This is a genomic window from Mesorhizobium sp. YIM 152430 (genome assembly GCF_029210365.1).
GTDB lineage: Bacteria > Pseudomonadota > Alphaproteobacteria > Rhizobiales > Rhizobiaceae > Aliihoeflea.
The window spans coordinates 158,458-183,864 of record NZ_JARGES010000055.1 but is presented as its reverse complement, the minus strand read 5'-3'; the positions used below and the strand labels follow the sequence as shown (position 1 = coordinate 183,864).

Genomic DNA, 25,407 nt, shown 5'->3' with positions numbered 1-25,407 from the left:
AAAGGTCAAAACTGATGGAAACCAGCCCGTTTGTCGTCGATTTCGACTGGCTTGAAGGCAGGATCGGGACACCCGGCATCGTGATCATCGACGCCTCCTGGTATCTGCCGGCGCAAAAACGGGACGCCAAGGCGGAGTATGACGCGGCCCATATTCCGGGCGCCGTGTTCTTCGACCAGGACCTCGTGGTCGAGCCGGACAGCGACCTGCCGCATACGCTGCCCTCGCCGGGGATCTTCGCGGAATTCGCCGGATCGATGGGGATTTCCGCCGGAGACACGATCGTCGTTTATGACGGACCCGGCATGTTTTCGGCGCCGCGCGTCTGGTGGATGTTTCGAATCATGGGAGCGAAACAAGTCTTTGTTCTGGATGGCGGTTTCGACCGCTGGAAGGCGGACGGCCGGCCGGTGACGGACAAGCTGACGAAGATCGCGCCGAGCTTCTTCGAGGCCGATTTCGACGAGGCGCGCGTGGCGCGGCTGGACGACATGCGCGCCATCGTCGGCAAGGGGCAGGTTGCCGACGCACGGCCGGCCGGGCGCTTTGCCGGAACCGATCCCGAACCGCGCGCGGGCGTGCGCGGCGGCCATATGCCGGGTGCCGTCAACGTGCCGATCAGCGGGTTGTCGAAGGACGGGAAGCTTCTTCCTGTCAACGCGTTGCGCGACCTTCTTCAGGAACGTGGCGTCGATCTCGACAAGCCGGTCGTGACGAGTTGCGGGTCGGGCGTGACGGCCGCCGTCATCACATTGGCGCTCGAATCGGTGGGTCACACGGACAACCGGCTTTATGACGGGTCCTGGACCGAATGGGGCGGGCGCTCCGACACGCCGGTGGAAACCGGCTCGTGACCCGCCCGCTCAAGGCGCGGATCACGCATCTGGAAATGACGGAGCGGCCGGCGGCGCGAATACCGATGCCGCTCGGCCAGCGCGTCGCGCTGATGCGCGCACGCGACATGCCTGTCTCGTTCTATCGCTATCTCTATCGCGAGATCGGCAAGCCACACCACTGGATGCTGCGCCGCGACACGCCCGATGGCGAACTCATGGAGATGATCCGGTCGCCGGCAACGCAGATCGAGGTGCTCTATGTCGACGGATGCCCGGCAGGGTTCTGCGAACTCGACCTTTCGCGCAGGCCCGACGAGGCCGAGATCCTCTATTTTGGCCTGATGCCGGATTTCCAAGGGCGGGGGCTGGCGAAATTCTTCCTGTCGGAGGGCATTCATGCCGCGTGGGACCATGAACCTGCCAGGGTGACGATCCACACCAATACGCTGGACAGCCCGCGCGCGCTGCAACTCTACCAGCGCATGGGATTTCGCCCCGTCGGATTCGATGAGGAAGAGGTCGAGCCCTGGGTCTGAGGTCGCGCATTAACGATGCTGAATGCCTGCCAACGAGGGCGTTCACGTTAGCTTCACCCATCCGTTGCCAATTTCGGCTCCTGGTCGACATACGAGAAAGAGACGAACCATGAACCGCAGATTCTTCCTTGCCAGCGCCGCCGCCGCCACTGGTGCATTGGCTCTGCCATCAATTGCTTTCACGCAGGATCGTGGCGGGCCATCCTCGGGCCAGATCATGCGCCAGCTCGATGCGGCACCACGTCGACGCGTGCGGCCGGAGGAGCGCGTGACGATCCAGGAATTCCGGCGCAGGCCCGAGCTTCGCCGGCAAGCGCCGTCCATTGACATTCAAGCCATCAATTTCGCGTTCGGCTCGGCCGAAATTCCTCGCTCGGAGTTTCGCAAGGTTCGCGAGATCGCGACGGCGTTCGACCAACTTGGCCGGCGCCGGCGCGGCGCGCGCTTTCTGATCGAAGGCCATACGGATGCGGTGGGATCGCGCGGGTCCAACCAGATCTTGTCCGAACGTCGCGCCGAATCCTTGAAGCGCGTGCTCGTCAACGAGTTTGGGGTGCAGCCGCGAATTCTTGAAACCGTCGGTTACGGCGAGGACTTCCTGCTTGTCGATACTCCGTTGGAAGACTGGCGCAATCGTCGCGTCACGATCCGCCGGATCGACGAGTTCGTTCGCTAGCCCCTAAAGCGAAAGCCCGCCGATCCAGAGATCGACGGGCTTCGAGGACATCGGATTGCCGAATACCGAATACCAGGTTTCGGCCCGATGCGTCGCTGCGGGGGAGGAGGAGAGACCGCAGCGAAACGGATCAGGCGGCGAGCGCCTTCTGCACGTCGACCATCTCGTAGCCGAGCGCCTCGGCGACCGGCGCGTTGGTGATACGGCCCTTGTGGACGTTGAGGCCGTTGCGCAGGTGCTTGTCGTCGAGGATGGCCTTGAGACCGCGGTCCGCCAGTTGCAGGCCGTAGTGCAGCGTCGCGTTGTTGAGCGCATGGGCCGAGGTGACCGGCACGGCGCCCGGCATGTTGGCAACGCAATAATGGATGATGCCGTCGACCTCGTAGGTCGGATCGGCATGGGTTGTGGCGTGGGAGGTCTCGAAGCAGCCGCCCTGGTCGATGGCGACATCGACGAGGACCGCACCCTTCTTCATGCCCGACAGCATCTCGCGGGTGACGAGCTTGGGCGCGGCGGCGCCGGGGATCAGCACGGCGCCGACGACGATGTCGGCCGAGAAGCACTCTTCCTCGAGCGCCTCAACGGTGGAATAACGCGTGTGGACGCGGCCGTTGAAGATGTCGTCGAGCTGGCGCAGGCGCGGGATCGAACGGTCGAGGATCGTCACGTCGGCGCCCAAGCCTACCGCCATCTTGGCCGCATGGAGGCCGACGACGCCGCCGCCGATGACCGCGACCTTGCCTGGCAGCACACCCGGAACGCCGCCGAGCAACACGCCGCGGCCGCCATTGGCCTTCTGCAACGCGGTGGCGCCGGCCTGGATCGACAGGCGGCCGGCGACTTCGGACATCGGCGCCAGCAGCGGCAGACCGCCGCGATCATCCGTCACGGTCTCGTATGCGATCGCGGTGACGCCGGATTCTACCAGGCCCTTCGTCTGCTCCGGGTCGGGGGCGAGGTGGAGATAGGTGTAGAGAAGCTGGTCTTCGCGAAGCTGCACCCATTCGGAGGGCTGCGGCTCCTTCACCTTGACGATCATGTCGGCCTTGGCAAAGACCTCGGCCGCGGTCTTCACGATCGTCGCACCGGCGGAACGGTAGGCGTTGTCGTCGGCGCCGATGCCGGCGCCCGCGCCGGTTTCCACGATCACGTCATGGCCATGCGCGATATATTCGCGAACAGAACCGGGGGTGAGCCCGACGCGATATTCGTGGTTCTTGATTTCCTTCGGGCAACCGACGCGCATGGGGTGTTCTCCTCTTGTCCCTGAATTTCGCGCGATTCTAGCGCCCGGATCGTCGAACGGGCTTGCGGCGACGATTGCGGATCGCGGCACGAATGGCGTATCGTTGCGTCCAAAGTTCAAATAGCGGTGAATTCTGCGAATGATGCAGCTCGACAAGACGGATGTCGCCATTCTGGAGACGCTTCAGGCGGAAGGGCGGATTTCGAATGCCGCGCTTGCCGATCGGGTCGGTCTGTCGCAGTCGGCGTGTTCGCGCCGGCTCGACATTCTGGAGAAGAACGGCGTGGTCCGCGGCTATCACGCGCGGCTTTCCAATGCCGCGCTCGGCCACAAGATGACGGCGATCGTCCATGTTTCTCTGTCGGGCCAGTTCGAGAAGACGCTGGCGGATTTCGAGGCAGCGGTGAAGCGCTGCCCGAATGTGCTCTCCTGTCATCTGATGTCGGGCGAATACGACTACATTCTGCGCATAGCGGCGAAGGACCTCGCCGACTACGAGCGCATCCACCGCGACTGGCTGACGGCGATGCCGCACGTCACCAAGATCAACTCGTCCTTCGCGCTGCGTGAGGTGATCGACCGGACGAATATGGGCATCGATCCGGAACTGGCGTGACGCAACGTCGGGCGCCGCGTCATCCACGCGTCACCAAAAATTGCTGGACTGGCGCTCTTTCAGGCGCTCAAATCGCGGCGTCTCGATAGACCAACGAAAATCCTTCAGACGGAGAACCCCATGCCCGCTACGCTTCATCCGCTGTCGCGCCGCGCTTTTCTCGCCGGTTCGGCTGCCGCAGGCGCGCTGATCGCGCTGCATCCGTTCTCGGCGCGCGCGCAGGCCAACCAGGCGCATCTGCGCATCATGGAGACAACCGACCTCCACGTTCACGTCTTCCCCTACGATTATTACGGCGACCGGCCGAACGACACGATGGGCGTTGCCCGAACCGCGACGATCATCGACGAGATTCGCGCCGAGGCGACGAACTCGATGCTGCTCGACAATGGCGATTTCCTCCAGGGTAACCCGATGGGCGACTACTACGCCTATGAGCGGGGCATGAACGATGGCGACGTGCATCCCATCATCAAGGCGATGAACGTGCTCGGCTATGACTGCTCGACGCTGGGCAATCACGAGTTCAATTACGGGCTCGACTACATGCAGAAGGTGCTCGACGGGGCCGATTTCCCGTTCGTGTGCGCGAACGTCGCCAAGGGGACGCTGGCCGACAGCCCGCTCGACGACGACCTGCTGGTCGAGCCCTACGTCATTCTCGAAAGGACGGTGGTCGACGGCGCGGGCGAGGAGCATCCGATCAAGGTCGGACTGATCGGATTCGTGCCGCCGCAGATCATGACGTGGGATTCGCGTCATCTCGTCGGCAATGTCGAGGCTCGCGACATGGTGAAGGCGGCCGAAGCGTGGGTGCCGAAAATCCGCGAGGAAGGCGCAGACATCGTCATCGCGCTCTCGCATTCGGGCATGGGACCGACGGAATATGCCGAGAATCTCGAAAACGCCTCGATCCTGATCGCCGGTATCGAGGGGATCGATGCGATCGTCACCGGACATTCGCATCTGGCCTTCCCCGGCACCGATTTCGACGATGTCGACGGCGTCGACAATGCCGCCGGACTGATCGGCGGCAAGCCGGGCGTGATGGGCGGGTTCTGGGGCTCGCATCTGGGGCTCATCGACCTGATGCTGGAGCGCGACGGCGAAGCCTGGAAGGTGGTCGCCTCGACCTCCGAGGCGCGGCCGATCTTCGAGCGCGTGGAACGCGAGGTGAAGCCGCTGGTCGAAAGCGATGCAGAAGTCGAGGCGGCGGTTCAGGAAGACCACGACGCGACGATCGAATATGTGCGCACGCCGGTGGGGCAGACCTCGGCGCCGCTCCATTCCTATTTCGCGCTCGTCGCCGACGACCCGTCGGTGCAGATCGTGAGCCAGGCACAGATCTGGTACATCACCGACATGCTGTCGGCGACCGAATATGCGGACCTGCCGGTGCTTTCGGCGGCGGCGCCCTTCAAGGCGGGCGGTCGCGGCGGGCCGGACTACTATACCGACGTTCCGCCCGGCGACGTGGCGATCCGCAACGTGGCGGATCTCTACCTCTACCCCAACACGGTGCAGGCGGTGGTGATCACCGGCGCGCAGGTGAAGGAGTGGTTGGAAATGTCGGCCGGCATGTTCAACCAGGTCGAGGCAGGGGCGAGCGATGCTCCGCTGATCAACCCGGACTTCCCGTCGTACAATTTCGACGTGATCGACGGGGTGACCTACAGGATCGACCTGTCGCAGCCGGCGAAATACAACAAGGACGGCGAGGCGGTGAATCCCGAGGCGAGCCGCATCGTCGACCTGTCCTTCGACGGCCAGCCGATCGACCCGGAAGCGCGTTTCGTCGTCGCGACCAACAATTACCGCGCCGGCGGCGGCGGGAACTTCCCCGACATCGCGGCCGACAAGGTCGTCTACGAGGCGCCGGACACCAACCGCGACGTCATCGTGCGCTACATTGTCGAGGAAGGCACGATCAACCCGGCCGCCGACGCCAACTGGTCGTTTGCGCCGATGGAAGGCACGACCGTCGTATTCGACACCGGCCCGAAGGCGCGCGAGTTCATGGCCGAGGTCGAGGGCGTGACGATCGAGGAGGCGGGCGAGGGCGAGAACGGGTTCGCGCGGTATCGCATCACGCTTTAGGGGGCACCCAAGTCAGTGACGTTTCGGGCGCGTGGCGACACGCGCCCACACGCCGCCTTGCGGACGCAGGGTGATCGATGGAAACGGCGTTGGAGCACGTCCTTCGACGGGCGTGGTCGTCAGCATCTGCGCCACCGTCGCCAGAGCCATCACCGCCTCGATCATGGCGAACCGGTTGCCGATGCAAATTCTCGGACCACCGCCGAACGGCATGTAGGCAAAGCGGGGCAGGCGCTTCTCGAGCGTTCCGTCGATCCATCGTTCCGGGTGGAAAGCCAGCGGGTCCTCGAAGTGACGGGCGTCGCGATGCAGCACCCATTGACTGATGAATATCGTCGTACCAGCCGGCCAGCGTTTGCCGCGGATCGTGAACGTTTGTTTTGCCTCTCGTCCGATGGCCCAGGCGGGCGGATAAAGGCGCATCGCTTCCTTGACGACGGCTTCGGCATATTCGAGCCGCTCGACATCCTCCGTCGTCACATCACGATTTTCCAGAACATCGTCCACTTCGTTGACGAGCAATTGCCAGGAGACAGGGTTGCGGCCCAGCAGTTCGATCGTCCATGACAGGGCGAGCGCGGTCGTCTCATGACCGGCCAGCAGCATCGTCAATGCTTCGTCGCGCAATTGCGTTTCGGACATGGGGTGTCCATCGTCACCTCGCGCCAGCATCATGCGCGACAGAAAATCCCTGCGATTCTCCAGATCAGCGTCAAGACTGCGCTCGAAGATGATCCGCGCGACTACGTCTTCCACCTCGCGTATTGCGCGGCGATACCGCAGATGGCCGGGCAGCGGGACCCAGTCGGGAATCAGGAATGGTCGCCTGAAGCGCGCCGCCATCTCCGCCACCAAATCGTCGGTGGCAAATTCCATTGTCTCGATGTCGCTGGCGATTTCGGTGTCGAACAGGGTCTTGGCGGCGATCCGCAGGCTGAGCTCCATCATCGCGGGATGGAAGTCGACGATTTCATCATCTGTCCAGCGGGACGCGATCCGGCGCGTAATTCTCACCATGTCCGGCCCATAGTCGGCAATCTGACGCGCGGCGAATGGCGGAGCGGCAAGACGGCGCTGCCGATGCCAGAACTCGCCTTCGCTGGTCAAGAGACCCTGACCGAACAATGCGCGGACATGCCGCCAGATTATCCGGTTCTTGATGAAGTTCTGATGGTCCTTGACGAGAATGTTCTCGATTGCGGCCATGTCGCCGATGAGCAGGCAAGGCCAGCCGCCTATGCGGAACGGCACGACATCGCCATAGGTGCGCGACAAGGCTTCGAGAAAGCCAAGCTGATCGCGACCGAAATCCAGCGCGCTGCCGAGAAGGGGCAAGCCACGGGGACCAGCTTCATGGCTGGTAACGGGCGCGACGTATTGTGGAGCGATATCGGCCATGAATCCTCTCCCTGACGACAACCAGAAAGGGTGACGCAGACGCAACGATTTGCCTATCGCCCATAAGGGCTACTAGTTCCGGTAAATGATCTGGCGGACGTCGATATATTCGGCGCGGAAGCCGGCTTCGCAATAGTGAAGGTAAAACTCCCAGAGCCGCTTGAAGCGGTCGTCGAAGCCGAGCGGCATGATCTTGTGCCATGAGGCGTGGAAGCGGTCGCGCCATTCCGCGAGCGTTCGGGCGTAGTCCTGCGGGAAGACGCGCTCGGCGGCGAGGTTCAGGCCATGATCGGCGCCGAGCGCACGCAGGATCCGCGGAGACGGAAGCATTCCGCCAGGGAAGACGTAACGCTGGATGAAATCCGGGCGGGCACGGTAGGCCGGAAAAACCTCGTCCTTGATCGTGATGATCTGCAAGCCGGCCGCGCCGCCCGGCTTCAGACAATCGCGCATCTTGGAGAAAAAGACGGGCCAGTATTTTTCGCCGACGGCCTCGAACATCTCGATCGAGGCGATGCGGTCATAGCGGCCGGCTTCGTCGCGATAGTCCTGGAATTTGATCTCGACCTTGTCGGAAAGTCCCGCCTTGGCGATGCGGGCGGTGGCGAAATCGTGCTGTTCGCGGCTGATCGTCAGGCCGGTTACCTTGCAGCCGATCTCGCGGGCGGCGAATTCGGCAAAGCCGCCCCAGCCGCAGCCGATCTCCAGCACATGGTCGCTCGGGCCGATGCCGGTATCGCGGGCGAGCGCCCGGTATTTTTCCGCCTGCGCGCCTTCCAGATCGTTCGCGCCGGAGGTGTAGAGCGCCGAGGAATAGGTCATCGAGGGGTCGAGCCATTCCCGATAGAAGGCGTTGCCGAGGTCGTAATGGGCCGAGATGTTGCGCTTCGAGCCGGCTTTCGAGTTCTGGTGGAACCAGTGGCGCAGGCGCTGGAACAGGGTCAGCATGAAACTCGCCCCGCCCGCGACCTTCTCGCCCGCTTCCTCGTTGATGACGAAGAGTTCGAGGAAGGCGGTGACGTCGGCGCTTTCCCAGTCGCCGTCGACATAGGATTCGGCGACGCCGATCGTGGCGCCGGAAAAGGCGCGGCCGACGAGATTCCAGTTGTTGAGCCTCACATGGGCGTCGGGGCCGGCGCCATTGCCGCCGACCTTGAGGGCGCGGCCGTCGGGAAGCTCGACGGTGAGCGAGCCGTGCGGCATCGACATGCCGACCTTGAGCGCCATGCGGGCGCGCGTCGGCAGGCCGCGCGCGGCCGTGGCGAAGTTCGCCTCCGTCAATGTCACCGCCGCGGTGTTCGGCTGCAATGTCGCGCTGTCTTCCATTCCCTCCAACCTCATGCTGTCGGCCGCTATTTGCCGGCCGGCAAAGTCCGTGCTTCGTCGCGGAAACTGACCGGCTTCGGCGGCGGCGGGCTCTTGTGAAAGCGCGCGCCCTTGAGGCAGAGCTTCAGCGCTTCGTAATGTATCCCCGCGATCACTTTCCATGTCATCAGCGGTGTGCGCAAGAGGATGCGCGCGAGGGCGCGCGTCGTCAGTTTATGATGCGTGCCGGCGAATGTTGCGGAAAGAAGCGCTTCGTCGGCCTCGGTTTCGTGGATACGCAGGCGCACGACTTCGCCCGGCGGCAGGACGCGGAAATGGTAGCGCGCGGCCATGTCGATGAAGGGCGAGACGTGGAAGATCTTGGTGCGCTCCTGCCGGATGCCCGCCGGAGTCAAATTGCCGTCCTCGACCAGCGCGACATAGGTGTGGCTTTCGCCGAAGGTGTTGCGCACGGCGTAGATGAGAGCGACGAGTTCGCCCGTCGCGCCATAGGCGAAATAGACTGAGATCGGATTGAAGACGTAGCCGAGGATGCGCGGATAGGCGAGAAGCAGTATTCGGCTTGCAGGCTGCGCAAGGCCGGCCTCGGCCAGCAGGCGGTCAGCCTTCTCACGGAGCGTCTCGCCCTCATGGCCGCAATGATCCTTCTGATGGAAGGAGACGATGCCCGGCCGGTCGACCGAAAAGAGCGCCGATTGCCGACCGGCCTCCGCAAGCCTATCGAGATCGACGAGAAGCGAAAAGACGCGGTAGGTGAAGCGGTGCACGAAGGGCTTCATGCGCGCGTGCATCACCTCGCCGGCATAGAGCGAAGCGGCGGCGGCGGGTGCTGCGCCGTTCGCTTCGATGGTGGTAATGCGCTCCTTGCGGATCATGATCGGTGCCTATTCGGCCGCCAGCGGGAGTTCGGCGGAGCCGGTTTCTCCGCGCGACCATGGAATGGCCGCACCGAGAGCGACGGCCGCGTCAAGACCCGAGCGAAGGCCGTCCTCGTGAAAGCCGTAGCCGGTCCAGGCGCCTGCGAACCAGGTGTGGCGCACACCCTGGATCTCGTCGAGCCGCGATTGCGCGGTCAACGCGCGGGCGTCGAATTGCGGGTGCTCGTAGGACCATTCGCCGAAGACGGTGTCGGGGGCGGGGTCTATGGCGGGATTGAGCGAAACGAAAAGCGGCTTGCTCTGATCGATGCCCTGCAAGCGGTTCATCCAATAGGTGACCGATACATCGCGCTCCTCCTCGTCGCCGCTCGCGCGCAGGTAATTCCAGGCCGACCAGGCGATGCGGCGGCGCGGCATCAGGCTCTGGTCGCGATGAAGGATGACGCGGTTCGACCGGTAATGGACGTCGCCGAGGATCGCTCGTTCGAGCGGCGAGGGGTCGCCGAGAAGCTTCAGTGCCTGATCGGAATGGGTGGCGACGATGATCGCGTCGAAGCGTTGAGGAGCGGCATCCCCGGTCCAGATGGTGACGCCGAGCGCGTCGCGGATGATCGTTTCGACGGGGCTGGAAAGCCGGACATGGCCGGTCAGGGGGGCAAGCAGTTTTTCCAGATAGGTCCTGGAACCACCGGTCACCGTGCGCCACATCGGGCGCTCGTGATGGATGAGACGGTGGTTCTGGAAGAAATTGACGAAGGTCGCGGCCGGGTAGTCTAGCATCTTGATGCGCGGGGTGGACCAGATGGCGGCGGCCATGGGGATGAGGTAATTGTCTCGGAAACCCGGCGAGAAGCGACGCTCGACGAGGTAGTCGCCGATGGTCATGCCGGCGAGGCGGCCGCCGTCGCGGTCGGCGACGCACTGCTTGTTGAAGCGCAGGATTTCGCCGAGCATCTTCAAAAAGCGCGGCGAGAAAAGATTGCGGCGCTGGGCGAAGATGGACGCGTAGCTCTGGCCGCTCCATTCGAGCTTGCCGCCGTCAAGCGAAAGCGAGAAGCCCATGTCGCTTTCATGTGTTGCGACATCGAGATGCGCAAAGAGGGCGGTCAGGTCCGGGTAGTTGTGCTCGTTGTAGACGATGAAGCCGGTATCCACCGCGACCGGGGTTCCGTCGTAGTCGATGTCGACCGTGGCCGTGTGACCGCCGGGGCGGTGATCGGATTCGAACAACGTCACGTCCGCGACTTCGCGCAAGGCCCAGGCGGCGGACGCGCCCGAAATTCCGGAGCCGATGACGGCGATCTTCTTGCGGCCGTCGACAGTTCGGCTGATCGGAACAATATTCATGAATTCCCTCGCATCTGCTGGTAGGCCTGAAGCGCCCGGTCGCGGGCGCTGGAATGGTCGACGATAGCTACGGGATAATCGGTTCCGAGTTTCAGACCGGCAGCGGATAGTGCGTCCTTCGAGGCGGTCCAGGGGGCGTGGAGATCGCCTGACTTGAGTCTTGCCAGTTCTGGCACGAACTCATGAACATATTTGCCGTGCGGATCGAACTTTTCGCCCTGGAGCGTGGGGTTGAAGACGCGGAAATAGGGGGCGGCGTCGGCGCCCGAGCCGGCGACCCACTGCCAACTCGCCGTGTTGTTGGCGGGGTCCGCATCGACCAGCGTGTCCCAGAACCAGGCTTCGCCGGCGCGCCAGTCCTGCAACAGATGCTTGACCAGGAAGGACGCGACGACCATGCGGACCCGGTTGTGAACCCAGCCCGTCTGCCACAATTGCCGCATCCCGGCATCGACCAGCGGATAGCCGGTCTGGCCGCGCTGCCATGCGTGAAGCGCGTTCGCGTCCTTCTTCCAGGCGAAGGCATCGAAGTCGCGGTTGAAGTTGGTCGCGCCCAGATCGGGGTTGTGGAAGAGAAGGTGATAGGAGAATTCGCGCCAGGCGACCTCCTTGCGGAATTTTTCCACGTCGCCGGACGCAGCGTCGATCCTGCGGGTTTCGAGTGCGTGCCAGATCTGGAACGGCGTGATCTCGCCATGGGCCAGATAAGGCGACAGGCGCGAGGTGGAGTGGAAATCGGGCCGGTCGCGGTTTTCGCCATAGCCCTTGATCGGGCCAGACAGGAATGCGTCGAGCGCCTGATGCGCGCCGTCCTCGCCGGGCTGCCAGGTCTCGCGAAGGCCGCCGGCCCAGTCGGGCTTCGTCGGCAGCAGCTTCCAGCCGGCAAGCTTCTCTGATTTCACCTTTCCGGCGAACGGCGCGATCTCGCGCGGGCGCGCGACCGGCGCGCGGGGATCGATCTCCGCCGTCAGCGCGCGCCAGAACGGCGTATAGACCTTGTAATAGCCGCCGGTTCCGGTCTTCACCTGCCAGGGCTCGTGGAGGAGATGGCCGTCGAAGCTTTGCGCCTCGATGCCGCCCTCGCCCAGGCGGGACTTCATCTCCTTGTCGGCGGCGATGGCCGGCGGATCGTAGCGCCGGTTCCAATAGACCGCCCCGGCTCCGGTTTCCTTCACCAGATCGGCGGCCACATCCGCCATCGGTCCGGCGCGCAGGACGAGTTCGGCGCCGGCCTTCTTCAGCGAGGCGGCGAGGGCCTCCAGCGAGTGATGCAGCCACCAGCGGCGCGCGCCGCCAATCTTGCGCACGCCCTCGCTCATCTCGTCGAAGACGAAGACGGGCACGACCGGCCTGCCGCTGTCGACGGCGGCGCGGAGCGCGCCATTGTCGGCCAGCCGAAGATCGTGACGGAAGAGGACGAGCGCGGGTCTTGTGCGCGTGCGGTCTGTGGATGCCATCTGTCGGGAAGCGTGTCCTGTGCGAACCGTTGCGGATCAATGCCTTCCTTTACGCGGAAGCGTGCAGACCGGATCGGTGCAAGTCGTCGTTTCCACTCACGAAAATGTGCGGATCAGCAAGGTTCGGCGGTGATGACATAGTCGAAACCGCAACGCAGCCCGTCGAGCCGCGTTTCGAGCGCCAGCGCCTGCGCGCGAAGGGTCTCGACATGAGCGGCGAGGGCGGAACGCAGATCGTCCGGCACGAGGTGCAGCCGGTTCACGCACATGTCGAGCTGGGCATTGACGAAACGGGCGCGGTAGCGGATCGGAAATCTTTTCGTCGCAACGATGGAAAAGCCTGCGGCGGCAAGCTGCTTTTCCACCCATACCAGAGGAAACTCGCGATAGGGCTTTTGACCCGACAAGAGCAGGAACGTGTCGCGCAGGCGGCCGATCCTGAACACGATCTCGCCGGCCGGCGTCCCCGGTTTTTCCACCACATAGGGTTCGAGCCCGACGAGATAGAGACGGCCGGCGGTGAGCTGGCGCAGCCGCCCGATCATCTCGTCCTGGAAATAGGGCGCGAAGCCGTCGATGGCGCCGATGAGATAATCGGCGACGACCGTGTCGAAACGCTTGCCTGAAAGGAAGTCCGGATCGGCCCAGTTGCCCGTCACGATCTTTTCGTTGGCAGGCGAGGGACCTAGCGCATCGCGAATGCGCCGGACCATCAGATCGGCGCCGGTGACGGCTGTCAGTTCGTCGGCGGGCAGGCCGCGTAGCCAGCGCAGCGAGTTGATGCCGGTCCCCGCGTCGAGCACCCGTCCCCAAGGGCGCGCCGAGTTCAATCCGGCGATATGATCGAAGATCAGCGACATGGCCGGTCAGACGCGGCGGATGGCGCCGAAGATGGACCAGTCCATGCGCTGCGACAGGCGTTCCAGTGCCAGCGTGCCGAGAAGCGAATTGCCGTTCTCGTCCAGGCCGGGCGACCAGACCGCAATCGACGCCGTGTTCGGCACGATCGCCAGAATGCCGCCGCCGACGCCGCTTTTCGCGGGCAGGCCGACGCGGTAGGCGAAATCTCCCGACCCGTCATACTGGCCGCAGGTCAGCATGATCGCATTGATCCGGCGCGCGCGCTCGGCGTCTGCCTTCGAGACCCTGGAATCCATGTCCTCGCGATCGAGCATCAGATAGCGTCCGGCACGCGCGAGTTGCCGGCAGGAAAGTGCAACGGCGCACTGGCGCACATAGATGTGCATCACGTCATCGACTTCGTGGTGCAGATTGCCGAAGGACTTCGCCAGATTGGCGAGCGCCCTGTTGGTATAGCCGGATGTGTGCTCGGATCTGACGACGTCCTCGTCGATGCCGATCTCGCCATCGCCGATCATCTCGGCGATGAAGTCGCGCACCGTATCTGGAATGCCGTCGCCGGTCTGGCCGTCGAGCAGCATGTCGTCGACGACCAGAGCGCCGGGATTGATGAAGGGATTGCGCGGGATGCCTTTGTGGCGCTCCATGTCGACGATGGAGTTGTAGGGGTCGCCCGAGGGCTCCTTGCCGACGCGCTTCCACACCTTGTCGCCATGAAGCTTCAGCGCAAGCGTCAGCGCGAAGACTTTGGAAATGCTCTGGATCGAGAACTGCGTCCCGGACGCGCCTCCGTCGATCATCTGGCCGTCGCGCGTCAGGACGGCGATGCCGAACTGCTTGATGTCGACCTTGGCGAGTTCGGGAATGTAGTCGGCCGCCTTGCCCCATTCGGTTGCATTGCCGATCTCGACAGCGATCCCTTCGACCACCTTCTTCAAAAGCTCGTGGTCGATGTCCGTCTTGCTCCCAGCCGTCATGCCCGCCCCTTGAAAGGCCGCGCATCCATCGCGACCGTGTTCTCCGATAGGAACGGCAACATAGCGCTGGCGCCGGGTGTCGCAAGGGGCGAACGCAGATGTTGACCGCTGCGGGCCGGATCACCTAAATGCCTGCTGCTGCATTCATCAGCAGTGGAGGGATGGCCGAGCGGTTTAAGGCACCGGTCTTGAAAACCGGCGAGGCAGCAATGTCTCCGTGGGTTCGAATCCCACTCCCTCCGCCACATTCAGAAGCCGAACCCGTCCACGGTCCCCGAGTGGGGCTTTTTTCTTTTTGTTTCAAAGGGCGTTGGCAGGGCCATCCGCCCTTCGGAGACTGGGCGCTTGACGCGGAATGGGTCTCCGAATGGCCTGCGTCTTTCTTCGAGCGCCCCTCGATGGTCACGGGACGACGTAAAACATCCTTGCATTTCCAGTGAGTTGCGGCGCTCATGGGGTCGTCCCGTTTGCGAGTTAATCCGGTGACGGAGACCGACACGAAGGCGCAGGGCGGTCAAAAGGAAGGCTCTGGGGTGGCCGATCGCTAGGAAAATGACGGGCTGCTCGCGATCTTCGGTCCGCTCCCCGCTGATCGGCTCAGACGCCACCTTCGAAGCTGGTTCGACGGATCATGGTCCGATGGTCGGGGCGAGGCACTGGATCAAGGGCGCTCGTTCGGCGAAGGGCGGTCGATCTTTCGGCCAGGTTACCCAATAGCCTGTCTCCATCCGCAGGGTCCGTTCCGTCAGTCGCCGCAGGCTTCCGGCTGTGATCGCGTCGCTGCACAGCGGCAAGGATGCCAGCAGAACGCCGGCGCCGGACTCGGCGGCTCTCAAAGACTGAACGAAGGTGTCGAAGCGGAGCGTCGGTACGGATGGCGCAGGCTCGGCCATCGCGCTCGCCCAGTCACGCCAGCCTGCCCTTGGGCCGGACGTGGCGATACGCGGATGGTCATGCCAGGATCTTGACGGATCGCAAAGCAGGGCTGGCGACGCCATCGGGGCCAGTTCCTCCTTGAAGAGTTGCCTCGCCTCGCGGTCCGGCCAGTTGCCCGTGCCGAAACGAACCTCGAAATCGGCTTCGAGACGCTGATAGTCCGGCATATGCTGAATGGTCTCCAGCGAAAGCTGCACATGGGGCAGACGGCGCGCGATTTCGCCCAGACGCGGGACGATCCAGAGTTCGATCACCGAGCCGGAAGCCGCGATGGTGATCTTGCGGCGCGGCTGCTCGAACAGATTTGCCGCGCTGTGCAGGAGCTGGGCCAGCGCGTCCTGCACATGGGGCAGCCACGATTCGCCTTGGGTCGAGAGGATGACGCCGCGTGCCTGGCGCGTGAAGAGCTGAGCGCCAAGGTGAAGTTCCAGGTTTCGGATGCGTTGACTGACCGCGGCCTGCGTCAGCCCCAACTCGTTGGCCGCGGCCGTGAAGCTGCCGAGCCGCGCAGCCACCTCGAAAACGCGTATCCATTCGAGCGGCGGCAGTTGATGTCGATCCAGAGACATAATCGATTTGGGGTCATATCATCGAATATGATTGTTTGTGGTTATACCGGAGCCCGTGTCAAGGTTCGTGCAGTCAATCGTCAATCCCGCAAAGGAGCGATCCATGCCCGGCACGACCCCTATCGAAATCCTGGACGGCGGCGATGCGCTGGCGCTCGATCTGCCCGTCAGGGGGCGCCGGCGCTTTCATGCCATCTGGCTGCGCGACAATGCGTGGGACGAGGCGACGCGTGCGCCCGGCAACGGTCAGCGGCTGATCACGCTTGGCGACATTCCCGCCGATACACGGATCGCCTCGGCCCGGATCGAGGCGGGACAGATTCATGTGCGGTTCGAGCCCGAGGGAAAGGACGTCGCTTTCGATCTGGGCTGGCTTGCCGGCCATGCCTATGACGGCAAGGTCGAGCGCGGCATCGGCTGGACCGCGCCGGAGATCGAAACCTGGGATGCGATGCTCGGCGCAGACATTCCGATCGCCGATTTTACTGCGGTCGGCAGCGACCGCGAGGCGCTCGCCCATTGGCTTCACGGCGTGCGTCGCTTCGGCTTCGGCAAGCTCACCGGCGGCCCGGTGGAAAACGGAGCGCTGTTCAAGGTTGCGGACCTGTTCGGTTATGTCCGCGAAACCAATTACGGCCGTCATTTCGAGGTGCGCACCGAGGTGAACCCGTCGAACCTGGCCTATACCGGGCTCGGTTTGCAGGCGCATACGGACAATCCCTATCGCGACCCGGTGCCGACATTGCAGATTCTCTACTGCCTCGAGAACTCGGCCGAGGGGGGCGAGAACATGGTGGTGGACGGGTTCCGGGCTGCCGAACGCCTGCGCGACGAGAACCCGCGCGGCTTCGATCTCCTGACGCGCTGGTGCGCGCGTTTCGAATATGCGGGCAGTTCCGGGGTGTGTCTGCAATCGCGCCGCCCCATGATCGAGCTTGCGCCCGATGGAGAACTCGTCGGCATCCGCTTCAACAACCGGTCGGCCGCGGCGATCACCGACGTTCCGTTCGAAGACATGGCCGGCTACTATGCGGCCTACCGACGCCTGGGCGAGATCATCGACGACGCTTCAATGGAGGTCACGTTCAAACTGGCGCCGGGCGAATCCTTCATCGTCGACAACACGCGCGTCCTCCATGCCCGCAAGGGCTATTCGGGCGCCGGTTCGCGGTGGCTGCAAGGCTGCTACGCCGACAAGGACGGCCTGCGTTCGACGCTCGCCGCAATCGAAAGTGAAGAGCGGAAGGCGGCCTGATGACGAAGCCCGATCCCGACAAGCTGACGCCGGAAACGATCGTCGCGTTTCTGGCCGACATCTTCGAGCGTCGCGGCGGCGAGGAATATCTCGGCGAACCCGTGACGATGGCCGAACACATGCTGCAAGGGGCCTATCTTGCCGAACGGCAGGGCGAGCCGGAAATCATCATCGTCGCGACGTTGCTGCATGATATCGGCCATTTCACCAGCGAGTTCGGCACGTTTTCGATGGACGACACTCATGACAAACATCACGAGGAGGCAGGCGCAGCGGTGCTGGAGCGCTTCTTCCCGAGCCTCGTTGTCGATTGTGTGCGCCACCACGTCGCTGCGAAGCGCTATATCTGTGCCACCGATCCCGCCTATTTCGGGCAATTGTCGGCGGCGTCGATCCATTCGCTGAAGCTCCAGGGCGGGCCGATGAATGCCGACGAAGTCAGGGCGTTCGAACGCAATCCCAACGTCAACGAGATCGTCCGGGTCCGGCATCTCGACGATGCCGGCAAGATCGCGGACATGGAGACACCCGGTTTCGCCCACTACGCCCCGATGGTGCAGCGCGTGGTCGATGCCCATTGCAACAGCCAAGCCGTCTAGGATGTTCTGGCAATCGGGCGCGAGGGGCTTTCGCCCTATTCGAGGCGCATCAGCAGCCCGGCCATCAGGCGCGCTCGCTCGACGAGACTGTCGACTTCGATATGCTCGTTCAATGTGTGCAGGCCCGCGCCGCGCACGCCGATGGAATCCAGTGTCGGAATGCCGAGCGCGCCGGTGAAATTGCCGTCCGATCCGCCGCCGGCGCTGCCATGGGTCAGGTCGAAGCCGATGTCGGCGGCGACCTGACGGCCGATTTCGTAAAGCGCCATCGTGCCCGCATCGGGCTCCCAGACGGGACGGGTGACGCCGCGGGTGACCTCGAAGCGGACGTCGTTCTCCTCGGTCGCCATGGCGAGCATCGCCTCGACGCCGCGGTCGAGATCGGCCTGGCGCTTGGCCATGGAAAGGGCTTCGGCGCGGCATTCTGACGAGACGCAGTTGACCCACTGGCCGGCATGGATGACGCCGACCGAGAAGGTGCAGTCGTCGGTGGTCATCTTCTCGACCTGGAGCAGCTTCTTCGCCATCAGCGCGATGGCCGAGCGGCCTTCGCCGAGCGCCCAGCCGGCATGGCTCGGGCGCCCCTCGGTCTTCAGGTTGAAGCGGGCGATGGCGTAGCGGCCGGTGACGGCTCCGCCGTCGGGGCGGGCGGGTTCGGGCACGAGCACATACTTGTTCTTGCGCGCCTCCATCTCGATCAGTTCGCGCGTCGACGGCGTGCCGACTTCCTCGTCGGGCGTGAACAGAACGGTGACCGGCAGCGGGCAGTCGATGGCGGCGAGCGCCAGTTGGCGGATGGCCTCGACGGCGACAAAATTGCCGCCCTTCATGTCCTGAATACCGGGGCCGTAAGCCTTGTTGCCTTCGCGGCGGAAGGGCAGCTTTTCGAGCGTGCCGACCGGGTGAACCGTGTCGAGATGGCCGGAAATCAGGATGCCGGGCTTGCCGAAATCCTTGTGCGGAAAGCGCGCGCGCACCGATCCGCCGAAGCCCATGCGGCCTGGAATGCGCTCGATCTCGGCGCCGGCGGCGGCGAGGTCGTAGCTGGCAAGGTCCATCATCCGGTCGACGGCGGCAGCATCGAAGGTCGGGCTTTCGCACTCGATCCAGGGCTTGAGGCCGTTGAGGATGGCGTCGGCGTCGAAGGGCAGGGCGTTGATGTTCATGGGGTCACCTTGGCATCGCGTGTTTGACGGTTTTTTTCGAAGGGGACCCCCACCCTTTATCCCTCCCCACAAGGGGGAGGGAGGGCATTCACGTTGCGCTCTTTCCGTCAGCCAGGCTCGAAGCCGAAATGGAAACGCGGCGTGCAGGTCTCCCTCCCCCTTGTGGGGAGGGATAAAGGGTGGGGGTCCCTCAGATCAAAGCGGCAGGCGTTTTTCGACGATGCGGGCCATGACGCTGGCGCCGACGGGAAGGATCGCATCGTCGAAGATAAAGCCGGGATTGTGAACCGGCACGTCGCCGCCATGGCCGATGGTGCAATAGGCGCCGGGCACGGCTTTGAGCATGTCGGCGAAGTCCTCCGAGCCCATCACAAGCTCGTTCTCGTTGGTGATGTTGTCGATTCCGACGATGTCGGATGCCGCTTCGAGATAGGTTTCGGAAAGTTTGTCGTCGTTCATCAGCACGGTGAAAATCTCGCGCAGATCCGGCTTGACCTCGATGCCGAACATCTTCGAATAGCCCTCGCACATGTCGCGGATGCGGGCGTGGATCAAATCCTTCACCTCGTCGTCGAAATACCGGATCGTGCCGCAGATGACCGCCTTGTCGGGCACGACATTATAGGCCGAGCCGGAATGGATCTGCGTGACCGACAGGACGGCGGGCTTTACCGCCGGAACGTTGCGGCTGACGATCGATTGCAGCGACTGGACAAGCGAGGTGACCGCGACGATCGGGTCCTTGGAATGGTGCGGCATCGCGCCATGGCTGCCGACGCCCTTGACGTAGATATCGAAGAAGGTGGAGCCCGCCATGGCCGGTCCGGGCTTAACGCCGACCTTATTGGGGGCGGCCATCGGATTGTTGTGCATGCCGTAGATTTCGTCACACGGAAACTTGTCGAAGAGGCCGTCGGCAAGCATGGCGCGGGCGCCGCCGAGGCCTTCTTCGGCCGGCTGGAAGATGAAGACGGCCTTGCCGGAAAAGTCGCGCGTTTCGGCGAGGTAGCGCGCGGCGCCGAGCAGCATGGTCGTGTGGCCGTCATGGCCGCAGCCGTGGAACTTGCCGGGCGCGGTCGAGCGCCAGGGAAGGTTGGTCTCCTCGTCCATCGGCAGCGCGTCCATGTCGGCGCGAAGGCCGACCGCGCGCTCGCTGCCGCCCTTGCCCTGAAGGACGCCGACCACGCCGGTCTTGCCGATGCCGGTGTGGACCTCGATGCCCCAGGATTTCAGCTTTTCGGCGACGATGCCGGCGGTCCGCGTCTCCTCGAAGCCGATCTCGGGATTGGCGTGGAAGTCGCGCCGGATGGCGGTGAGTTCGTCGGCGTATTCGGCTATCCGCGGCAATGTCGGCATGTCGGTCTCCTTTAATGCTGGGGCGGCGGTCAGGCCGTCTCGGTCTGGTGCAGGGACAACTCCCTGAAATTGGCGAAGTCCCAATGGCGGCCGGGCGCCGCTTCGATCAGCGCGCGCGTATAGTCGTGGCGCGGCTGCGACAGCACGTTTTCGGCGGTGTCGTGCTCGACGATGCGGCCATGCTGCATGACGACGACCTCGTCACAGATCTGGGCGGCGACGCGCAAATCGTGGGTGATGAAGAGGATCGCGATGCCGAGCTTTTCCTGCAATTCGTCGAGCAGTTGCAGAACCTGCGCCTGAACCGAGACGTCGAGCGCCGACACGGCCTCGTCGGCGACCAGAATGTCCGGCCGCATGGCGATGGCGCGGGCGATGGCGATGCGCTGGCGCTGGCCGCCGGAAAACTGGTGCGGATAGCGCCCGAGCGCATCGGCGGGCAGGCCGACGAGTTCCATCAGTTCGCGCGCATGGTCGAGGGCTTCCTTGCGCGACTGGCTGAAATTCAACGGCCCCTCGATCAGGCTGTCGCCGACCGTCCAGCGCGGGTTGAGCGAGCGGAACGGGTCCTGGAAGACGATCTGGATGTGCTTCCTGTGCGGCTGCAATTCGCTGCGGCCGAGCTTGGCGATATCGGTCTGGCCGACCCTGATGCGGCCTTCCGTCGGATCGATCAGCCGCATCACGCAACGCGCGACGGTGGACTTGCCTGATCCGCTCTCGCCGACGATGCCGAGCGTGCGGCCGGGCTTGATGCGGAACTTCACGTCCTGCGCAGCCCGCGTTTCGCGGCCCTTCTTGAAGAAGCCGCGCGTGTCGTAGATCTTGGTCAGGCCGTCGACCGACAGCACGGGATCGGCCCAGCTTGCCGGGCGCGCGTCGCGCGGGACAAGGCTCGGAACGGCTTCGAGCAGCCGGCGCGTATAATCCTTTTGCGGCGCGCGCAGCAGGATCTCAACCGCGGCGCTTTCCACGATCTCGCCATTGCGCATGACATAGACGGTGTCGGCGATCTCGGCGACGACGCCCATGTCGTGCGTGATGAAGAGGACGGCGGTGCCGTGGCTTTCTTGCAATTCAGCGATCAGCTTCAGGACCTGGTTCTGCGTCGTCACGTCGAGCGCGGTGGTCGGCTCGTCGGCGATCAAAAGCTTGGGCTCCAGGATCAGTGCCATGGCGATCATGATGCGCTGGCGCTGGCCGCCGGAAAGCTGGTGCGGATAGGAGCCGTAGATGCGCTCGACATCCGGCAGATGCACCTGCTGCATGATGTCGACAACGCGGCGCTTCTTTTCCTTCGCCGGCAATCTGGTGTGGCTGTCGAGCACTTCCTCGATCTGGTCGCCGACCTTCATTACCGGGTTGAGCGCGGTCATCGGCTCCTGGAAGATCATCGAAATGCGCTGGGCGCGCAGTTCGCGCATTTGCGAGGCGTTGAGATCGAGAAGGTTCTGGCCTTCAAGCTCGATGCGGCCGGCGATCACGTCGAGCGCGCCCTTGGGCAGCAGGCCCATGACGGCGAGCGAGGTGACCGACTTGCCCGAGCCGCTCTCGCCGACGAGGCAGACGGTTTCGCCCTGGCGAATGGTGACGTCGATCGCGTTCAGGATGGGAACGCGATCGATGCCGGAGGTGGCGACCGAAAGCCCGAGGATTTCGAGCGCGACCGGCTTGTCGTCGAACTGGCGATTGCGAAACAGCATCGGCTAAGCCTCCCGCTTCTTGAGACGCGGGTCGAGCAGATCGCGCGCGGTGTCGCCGAGAAGGTTGATCGAAAGGATGCACAGCGACAGCATCAGGCCCGGCCAGAAGATGAGTTCCGGCTTGATCTGGAAGAACAGGCGACCCTCGGCCATGATGTTGCCCCAAGTCGGGATTTCGGTCGAAACGCCCGCGCCGAGGAAGGAGAGGATCGCTTCGGTCAGGATCGCCGAGGCGCAGATATAGGTGCCCTGGACGATGAGCGGGGCGAGCGTGTTCGGCATCAGGTGCTTCCACAATATCTTCGGCATGGACGAGCCGAGCGCGATCGCGGCTTCGACATAGGGTTCCTCGCGCGCCGACAGGACGACGGAGCGCACGAGCCGCACCACGCGCGGGATTTCCGGAATGGTGATGGCGAAGATCACCGACCAGATACTCGGCCCGTTGAGCGCGACCAGCGCGATGGCGAGCAGGATCGACGGGATCGCCATCAGCGCATCCATGATGCGCATGATGATGGCGTCGGCCAGGCGGAAGAAGCCGGAAACGAGACCGATCAGGAGGCCGATGATGACCGAAACGATGGCCGCGCCGATGCCGATCAGAAGCGAAACCTGGCCGCCAACCATGACGCGCGAAAAGAGGTCGCGGCCGTATGGATCGGTTCCGAGCCAGTAGGTTTCGCTCGGGCCTTTCAAGCGCTGGAGGGCGTCCATGCTCATCGGATTGTGCGGCACGTAGAGATAGGCCGACGCGGTGGCAATGACGATCAGGACGAGCACGATGGCCGCGAGGATCGGGCCGAAACCCAGCCGCCAGTTGCGCGGAAGCTGGATCGCGCCGAGCACGACCTGCATGGCGGAGGTCGGTTGCGGGTGAGCGGCCATCAGTAGCGAATCCTCGGGTCGAAGAGCGTGTAGGAAAGGTCGATCAGCAGGTTGACGAAGACGTAGATTGCGCTCGTCAGGAGGATCATCGCCTGGATGACGGGGTAGTCGCGCGCCAGGATCGCATCGACCGTCAGGCGGCCGATGCCGGGAATGTTGAACACGCTTTCCGTCACGACCACGCCGGAGATTAAAAGAGCGAAGCCGGTGCCGATGATAGTCATGATCGGCACGGCTGCATTGCGAAGGGCATGGCGGAAGAGGACGATGTGCTCCTTGACCCCCTTGGCGCGGGCGGTGCGGACATAATCCTCGCCGAGCACTTCAAGCAGGCTGGCACGGGTCATGCGGGCGATCAGCGCGATATAGATAGTGGCAAGCGTAAGGCAGGGAAGGACGGCGCGGGACAGGAAGCCCTGAAGGTCCTGGGAGGGCGATGTATAGCCCTGCACAGGCAGCCAGCGCAGGTCGATCGCGAAGAGCTTGATGAAGAGATAGCCGATGACGAAGACCGGGATGGAAAAGCCAAGGACCGAAAAGGTCATCACGGCGTAGTCGATCCAGGTCCGGTGCCGCCATGCGGCAAGGACGCCGAGCGGGACGGCGATCAGAACCGACAGGAGGATCGTCAGCGTGCCTATCTGAAGCGTCGGCCAGATGCGCTGGCCGATCAGGCGCGTGACCGGTTGGTTCGAAATGATCGACGTGCCGAGATCCCCCTGCAATAGCTGGCCCATCCAGGTGACGAACTGGATATGGAGCGGATCGGCGAGACCGAGCGATTCACGGATGCGTTCGAGCTGGGCGGGCGTGGCGGAATCGCCGGCGATGATGGCCGCTGGGTCGCCCGGCGTCAGGCGCAGAAGCAGGAATACGAAAACCGCGACGATCGCCATCACGGGAATGACGGCGAGGATGCGCCGGATGACATAACCGAGCATGGGCTCAATGATCCTCACGAGACTGGAACGTGAAGGCTCCCGGCGTCAAATGCCGGGAGCTCCAGGCGGTGGAGGCCGCTATTCCGACTTGTCGATCTGCCAGAAGACGGGAACCGGCGACTGGATCATGTCGACGATGTTGGAGCGGCGTGCCTGCACGGTCAGATATTGCCCGAGCGGTACGTAGTTCACCGTTTCAATGACATGCGCCTGGATACGCTCGGCGACCTCGGCCTGCGTTTCCGCATCGTCAGCCGCGATGAACTCGTCGCGCAGGGCTTCCAGATCGGCATCTTCGGGCCAGCCGAACCAGGCGTCGTCGCCGCGCCCATTCACCATCGGGTTGATCAGCGGGGAGGAAATCTCCGGGACCATCCAGTTGGTGAAGAAGATGTTCCAGCCGCCATCCGCCGGCGCTGCCTGGCTTGCGCGGCGGGTGACGAGGGTCTGCCAGTCCATCGCCTGCATGTCGACATTGAAACCGGCCTCGCGAAGCTGCTGGGCCGCGACGACGGGCTGGGCCGTCAGCGTGGTCACGTCGGTCGGCTGCATCAGGACGACGGGCGTGTTGTCGTATCCCGCTTCCTCCAGAAGCGCGCGGGCGCCTTCGGGATCGCCGCCGGCCTTCAAGGTCTCGCTGCCGGTTTCGGATGCCAGCGGCGTGCCGCAGCCGAAGATGGCGCCGCAAAGCGAGTAATATTCAGGATTGCCGATGAGCGTCGCCAGAACGGATTCCTGGCCCATCGCCATCAGCGCGGCCTGGCGGATCTTCTCGTCGTCGAAGGGCGGATGCTTGAAGTTCATGCGGCCCATTGTCTGGTAGCCGAGCGGATCACGCACCTCGACGACGACGTCGGGACTCGCCTCCAGGATTGGCAGAAGGTCGATCTGGCTCTGTTCGAGATAGTCGATCTCGCCCGAAACCAGAGCGTTCATCGCCGTCTGCGCGTCCGGCATCGTGGTCCAGACGACGCGGTCGACATTGACGACCTTGCCGCCCGACATCCAGTTCGCGGGTTCCTCGCGTGGCACATAGTCCTCGAATTTGGCATAGGTGACGGAAACGCCCGGTTCGAACTCCTCTTCGACGAAGGTGAAGGGGCCGGAGCCGACATATTCGGTGATCGCCTCGCTTGACGGCGTTTCGGCGACGCGCGCGGGCATGATGAAGGGCGGGACGGCCGACTGCTTGCCGACGATGTCGAGAAGCGGCGCGAAGGGCTCGCTCAACGTCCAGGTGATTGTCTTGTCGTCGCTGGCTTCGAGACTTTCGGTGACGTCGAAGATCAACTGTCCGCCCGAATCGCGCTCGCCCCAACGGTTGAGCGAGGCGACGGCGTCGGCAGCCGTGACCGGCTCTCCGTCGTGGAACATCAGGCCGTCGCGCAGCGTGAAGGTGTAGGTCAAGCCGTCGTCGGAGACCTCGAACTCGGCCATCTGCGGATGGACCTCGAAATTCTCGTCCATGGCGATCAGAACGTCATAGATCATGTAGCCATGATTGCGGGTGATGTGAGCGGTGGTGATGATCGGGTCGAGCACGCGCAGACCCGAATGCATGACGGCGGTGATCGTCTCGCCGTCCTGTGCAAGCGCGGTGCCGGCCGGCACGATGGCCGTGGAGGCAGCAAGCGCGGCTGCGAGCGCGATGGAACGGCTCTTCGCCAGGAGCGAGCCGGAAAAGCCATTTGGAATGAATGTCATCGGTAACCCTCTTCGATTGATTTCGCCAATGTTCAGGAT

At 63.8% G+C, this 25,407-nt stretch carries 22 protein-coding genes and 1 tRNA gene; 8 read left to right on the top strand and 15 right to left on the bottom strand.

What is annotated here, in order from left to right; genetic code table 11:
* The first annotated feature begins 11 nt into the window (after positions 1–11).
* From sseA to PZ895_RS17415, 3 genes are all read left to right on the top strand, one after another.
* The gene (sseA, locus tag PZ895_RS17425; RefSeq protein ID WP_275840291.1) at positions 12–854 is read left to right on the top strand and encodes a 3-mercaptopyruvate sulfurtransferase; all 843 of its coding nucleotides are present in this window, start codon (positions 12–14) and stop codon (positions 852–854) included.
* Positions 851–1,372 (top strand): GNAT family N-acetyltransferase, encoded by a 522-nt coding sequence (locus tag PZ895_RS17420; protein WP_275840246.1) that lies wholly within the window; start codon positions 851–853, stop codon positions 1,370–1,372. Before sseA ends, PZ895_RS17420 begins: the two co-directional genes overlap by 4 nt.
* Positions 1,373–1,481: 109 nt before the next feature.
* The gene (locus PZ895_RS17415) at positions 1,482–2,048 is read left to right on the top strand and encodes an OmpA family protein (RefSeq protein WP_275840245.1); all 567 of its coding nucleotides are present in this window, start codon (positions 1,482–1,484) and stop codon (positions 2,046–2,048) included.
* A gap of 130 nt (positions 2,049–2,178) precedes the next feature.
* Here PZ895_RS17415 and ald read toward each other — a convergent pair whose 3' ends face one another.
* Positions 2,179–3,294: an alanine dehydrogenase gene (gene ald / locus PZ895_RS17410; protein ID WP_275840244.1), complete on the bottom strand. Its 1,116-nt coding sequence runs from the start codon at positions 3,292–3,294 to the stop codon at positions 2,179–2,181.
* Positions 3,295–3,436: 142 nt separating this feature from the next.
* Between ald and PZ895_RS17405 the strand changes: the two genes are divergently transcribed.
* Both PZ895_RS17405 and PZ895_RS17400 read left to right on the top strand, forming a co-directional pair.
* Entirely contained in the window at positions 3,437–3,910 is a 474-nt protein-coding gene (locus tag PZ895_RS17405; RefSeq protein ID WP_275840290.1) for an Lrp/AsnC family transcriptional regulator, read from the top strand.
* Between the two features lie 120 nt (positions 3,911–4,030).
* The gene (locus PZ895_RS17400) at positions 4,031–6,007 is read left to right on the top strand and encodes a bifunctional 2',3'-cyclic-nucleotide 2'-phosphodiesterase/3'-nucleotidase (RefSeq protein WP_275840243.1); all 1,977 of its coding nucleotides are present in this window, start codon (positions 4,031–4,033) and stop codon (positions 6,005–6,007) included.
* Between the two features lie 12 nt (positions 6,008–6,019).
* Here PZ895_RS17400 and PZ895_RS17395 read toward each other — a convergent pair whose 3' ends face one another.
* The 7 genes from PZ895_RS17395 to PZ895_RS17365 all read right to left on the bottom strand — a co-directional run bounded on the left by PZ895_RS17395 (position 6,020) and on the right by PZ895_RS17365 (position 14,251).
* Positions 6,020–7,405: a cytochrome P450 gene (locus tag PZ895_RS17395; protein ID WP_275840242.1), complete on the bottom strand. Its 1,386-nt coding sequence runs from the start codon at positions 7,403–7,405 to the stop codon at positions 6,020–6,022.
* A gap of 72 nt (positions 7,406–7,477) precedes the next feature.
* On the bottom strand, positions 7,478–8,731 hold the full coding sequence (locus PZ895_RS17390; protein WP_275840241.1) for a cyclopropane-fatty-acyl-phospholipid synthase family protein: 1,254 nt from the start codon (positions 8,729–8,731) through the stop codon (positions 7,478–7,480).
* Positions 8,732–8,757: 26 nt separating this feature from the next.
* Positions 8,758–9,606 (bottom strand): DUF1365 domain-containing protein, encoded by an 849-nt coding sequence (locus PZ895_RS17385; protein ID WP_275840240.1) that lies wholly within the window; start codon positions 9,604–9,606, stop codon positions 8,758–8,760.
* A 9-nt stretch (positions 9,607–9,615) separates the two neighbouring features.
* Positions 9,616–10,956: an FAD-dependent oxidoreductase gene (locus tag PZ895_RS17380; protein WP_275840239.1), complete on the bottom strand. Its 1,341-nt coding sequence runs from the start codon at positions 10,954–10,956 to the stop codon at positions 9,616–9,618.
* The gene (locus tag PZ895_RS17375) at positions 10,953–12,413 is read right to left on the bottom strand and encodes a deoxyribodipyrimidine photo-lyase (RefSeq protein ID WP_275840238.1); all 1,461 of its coding nucleotides are present in this window, start codon (positions 12,411–12,413) and stop codon (positions 10,953–10,955) included. The genes PZ895_RS17380 and PZ895_RS17375 overlap by 4 nt, the downstream gene beginning before the upstream one ends.
* 113 nt (positions 12,414–12,526) lie before the next feature.
* Positions 12,527–13,273 carry a class I SAM-dependent methyltransferase gene (locus PZ895_RS17370; protein ID WP_275840237.1) on the bottom strand — a complete coding sequence of 249 codons (747 nt, stop codon included), beginning with the start codon at positions 13,271–13,273 and terminating at the stop codon, positions 12,527–12,529.
* A gap of 6 nt (positions 13,274–13,279) precedes the next feature.
* Positions 13,280–14,251: a glutaminase gene (locus PZ895_RS17365; RefSeq protein WP_275840236.1), complete on the bottom strand. Its 972-nt coding sequence runs from the start codon at positions 14,249–14,251 to the stop codon at positions 13,280–13,282.
* Between the two features lie 155 nt (positions 14,252–14,406).
* Between PZ895_RS17365 and PZ895_RS17360 the strand changes: the two genes are divergently transcribed.
* Positions 14,407–14,496 (top strand) — tRNA-Ser (locus tag PZ895_RS17360).
* A 384-nt stretch (positions 14,497–14,880) separates the two neighbouring features.
* Here PZ895_RS17360 and PZ895_RS17355 read toward each other — a convergent pair.
* Positions 14,881–15,756: a LysR family transcriptional regulator gene (locus tag PZ895_RS17355; RefSeq protein WP_275840235.1), complete on the bottom strand. Its 876-nt coding sequence runs from the start codon at positions 15,754–15,756 to the stop codon at positions 14,881–14,883.
* A 103-nt stretch (positions 15,757–15,859) separates the two neighbouring features.
* On the opposite strand from PZ895_RS17355, the gene PZ895_RS17350 reads away from it, so the two are divergent.
* Together PZ895_RS17350 and PZ895_RS17345 are read left to right on the top strand one after the other, a co-directional pair.
* Positions 15,860–17,011, top strand: coding sequence for a TauD/TfdA family dioxygenase (locus tag PZ895_RS17350; RefSeq protein ID WP_275840234.1), 1,152 nt, complete (start codon positions 15,860–15,862; stop codon positions 17,009–17,011).
* Positions 17,011–17,610, top strand: coding sequence for an HD domain-containing protein (locus PZ895_RS17345; RefSeq protein WP_275840233.1), 600 nt, complete (start codon positions 17,011–17,013; stop codon positions 17,608–17,610). Before PZ895_RS17350 ends, PZ895_RS17345 begins: the two co-directional genes overlap by 1 nt.
* A 35-nt stretch (positions 17,611–17,645) precedes the next feature.
* Here PZ895_RS17345 and PZ895_RS17340 read toward each other — a convergent pair whose 3' ends face one another.
* The 6 genes from PZ895_RS17340 to PZ895_RS17315 all read right to left on the bottom strand — a co-directional run bounded on the left by PZ895_RS17340 (position 17,646) and on the right by PZ895_RS17315 (position 25,368).
* Positions 17,646–18,776: a M20/M25/M40 family metallo-hydrolase gene (locus PZ895_RS17340; protein ID WP_275840232.1), complete on the bottom strand. Its 1,131-nt coding sequence runs from the start codon at positions 18,774–18,776 to the stop codon at positions 17,646–17,648.
* Positions 18,777–18,971: 195 nt separating this feature from the next.
* Positions 18,972–20,132, bottom strand: coding sequence for a M20 aminoacylase family protein (locus PZ895_RS17335; protein ID WP_275840231.1), 1,161 nt, complete (start codon positions 20,130–20,132; stop codon positions 18,972–18,974).
* Between the two features lie 29 nt (positions 20,133–20,161).
* Complete coding sequence (locus PZ895_RS17330; protein ID WP_275840230.1) at positions 20,162–21,835, bottom strand: ABC transporter ATP-binding protein; 1,674 nt, start codon at positions 21,833–21,835, stop codon at positions 20,162–20,164.
* 3 nt (positions 21,836–21,838) lie between these two features.
* Positions 21,839–22,693 carry an ABC transporter permease gene (locus PZ895_RS17325; protein WP_275840289.1) on the bottom strand — a complete coding sequence of 285 codons (855 nt, stop codon included), beginning with the start codon at positions 22,691–22,693 and terminating at the stop codon, positions 21,839–21,841.
* A 29-nt stretch (positions 22,694–22,722) separates the two neighbouring features.
* Entirely contained in the window at positions 22,723–23,664 is a 942-nt protein-coding gene (locus PZ895_RS17320; RefSeq protein ID WP_275840229.1) for an ABC transporter permease, read from the bottom strand.
* A 78-nt stretch (positions 23,665–23,742) separates the two neighbouring features.
* Positions 23,743–25,368: an ABC transporter substrate-binding protein gene (locus PZ895_RS17315; protein WP_275840228.1), complete on the bottom strand. Its 1,626-nt coding sequence runs from the start codon at positions 25,366–25,368 to the stop codon at positions 23,743–23,745.
* Between the last annotated feature and the right edge of the window lie 39 nt (positions 25,369–25,407).

Bases quoted from the DNA above. Each gene is read 5' to 3' on its own strand.
- PZ895_RS17335 (WP_275840231.1), bottom strand. From the start codon at position 20,132: ATGCCGACATTGCCGCGGATAGCCGAATACGCCGACGAACTCACCGCC.
- PZ895_RS17315 (WP_275840228.1), bottom strand. From the start codon at position 25,368: ATGACATTCATTCCAAATGGCTTTTCCGGCTCGCTCCTGGCGAAGAGC.
- PZ895_RS17400 (WP_275840243.1), top strand. From the start codon at position 4,031: ATGCCCGCTACGCTTCATCCGCTGTCGCGCCGCGCTTTTCTCGCCGGT.
- PZ895_RS17370 (WP_275840237.1), bottom strand. From the start codon at position 13,273: ATGTCGCTGATCTTCGATCATATCGCCGGATTGAACTCGGCGCGCCCT.
- PZ895_RS17385 (WP_275840240.1), bottom strand. From the start codon at position 9,606: ATGATCCGCAAGGAGCGCATTACCACCATCGAAGCGAACGGCGCAGCA.
- PZ895_RS17415 (WP_275840245.1), top strand. From the start codon at position 1,482: ATGAACCGCAGATTCTTCCTTGCCAGCGCCGCCGCCGCCACTGGTGCA.
- PZ895_RS17350 (WP_275840234.1), top strand. From the start codon at position 15,860: ATGCCCGGCACGACCCCTATCGAAATCCTGGACGGCGGCGATGCGCTG.
- PZ895_RS17340 (WP_275840232.1), bottom strand. From the start codon at position 18,776: ATGAACATCAACGCCCTGCCCTTCGACGCCGACGCCATCCTCAACGGC.
- PZ895_RS17365 (WP_275840236.1), bottom strand. From the start codon at position 14,251: ATGACGGCTGGGAGCAAGACGGACATCGACCACGAGCTTTTGAAGAAG.
- PZ895_RS17380 (WP_275840239.1), bottom strand. From the start codon at position 10,956: ATGAATATTGTTCCGATCAGCCGAACTGTCGACGGCCGCAAGAAGATC.
- PZ895_RS17325 (WP_275840289.1), bottom strand. From the start codon at position 22,693: ATGCAGGTCGTGCTCGGCGCGATCCAGCTTCCGCGCAACTGGCGGCTG.
- PZ895_RS17395 (WP_275840242.1), bottom strand. From the start codon at position 7,405: ATGGCCGATATCGCTCCACAATACGTCGCGCCCGTTACCAGCCATGAA.
- PZ895_RS17405 (WP_275840290.1), top strand. From the start codon at position 3,437: ATGCAGCTCGACAAGACGGATGTCGCCATTCTGGAGACGCTTCAGGCG.
- PZ895_RS17390 (WP_275840241.1), bottom strand. From the start codon at position 8,731: ATGGAAGACAGCGCGACATTGCAGCCGAACACCGCGGCGGTGACATTG.
- PZ895_RS17375 (WP_275840238.1), bottom strand. From the start codon at position 12,413: ATGGCATCCACAGACCGCACGCGCACAAGACCCGCGCTCGTCCTCTTC.
- PZ895_RS17355 (WP_275840235.1), bottom strand. From the start codon at position 15,756: ATGTCTCTGGATCGACATCAACTGCCGCCGCTCGAATGGATACGCGTT.
- PZ895_RS17345 (WP_275840233.1), top strand. From the start codon at position 17,011: ATGACGAAGCCCGATCCCGACAAGCTGACGCCGGAAACGATCGTCGCG.
- PZ895_RS17330 (WP_275840230.1), bottom strand. From the start codon at position 21,835: ATGCTGTTTCGCAATCGCCAGTTCGACGACAAGCCGGTCGCGCTCGAA.
- ald (WP_275840244.1), bottom strand. From the start codon at position 3,294: ATGCGCGTCGGTTGCCCGAAGGAAATCAAGAACCACGAATATCGCGTC.
- PZ895_RS17320 (WP_275840229.1), bottom strand. From the start codon at position 23,664: ATGCTCGGTTATGTCATCCGGCGCATCCTCGCCGTCATTCCCGTGATG.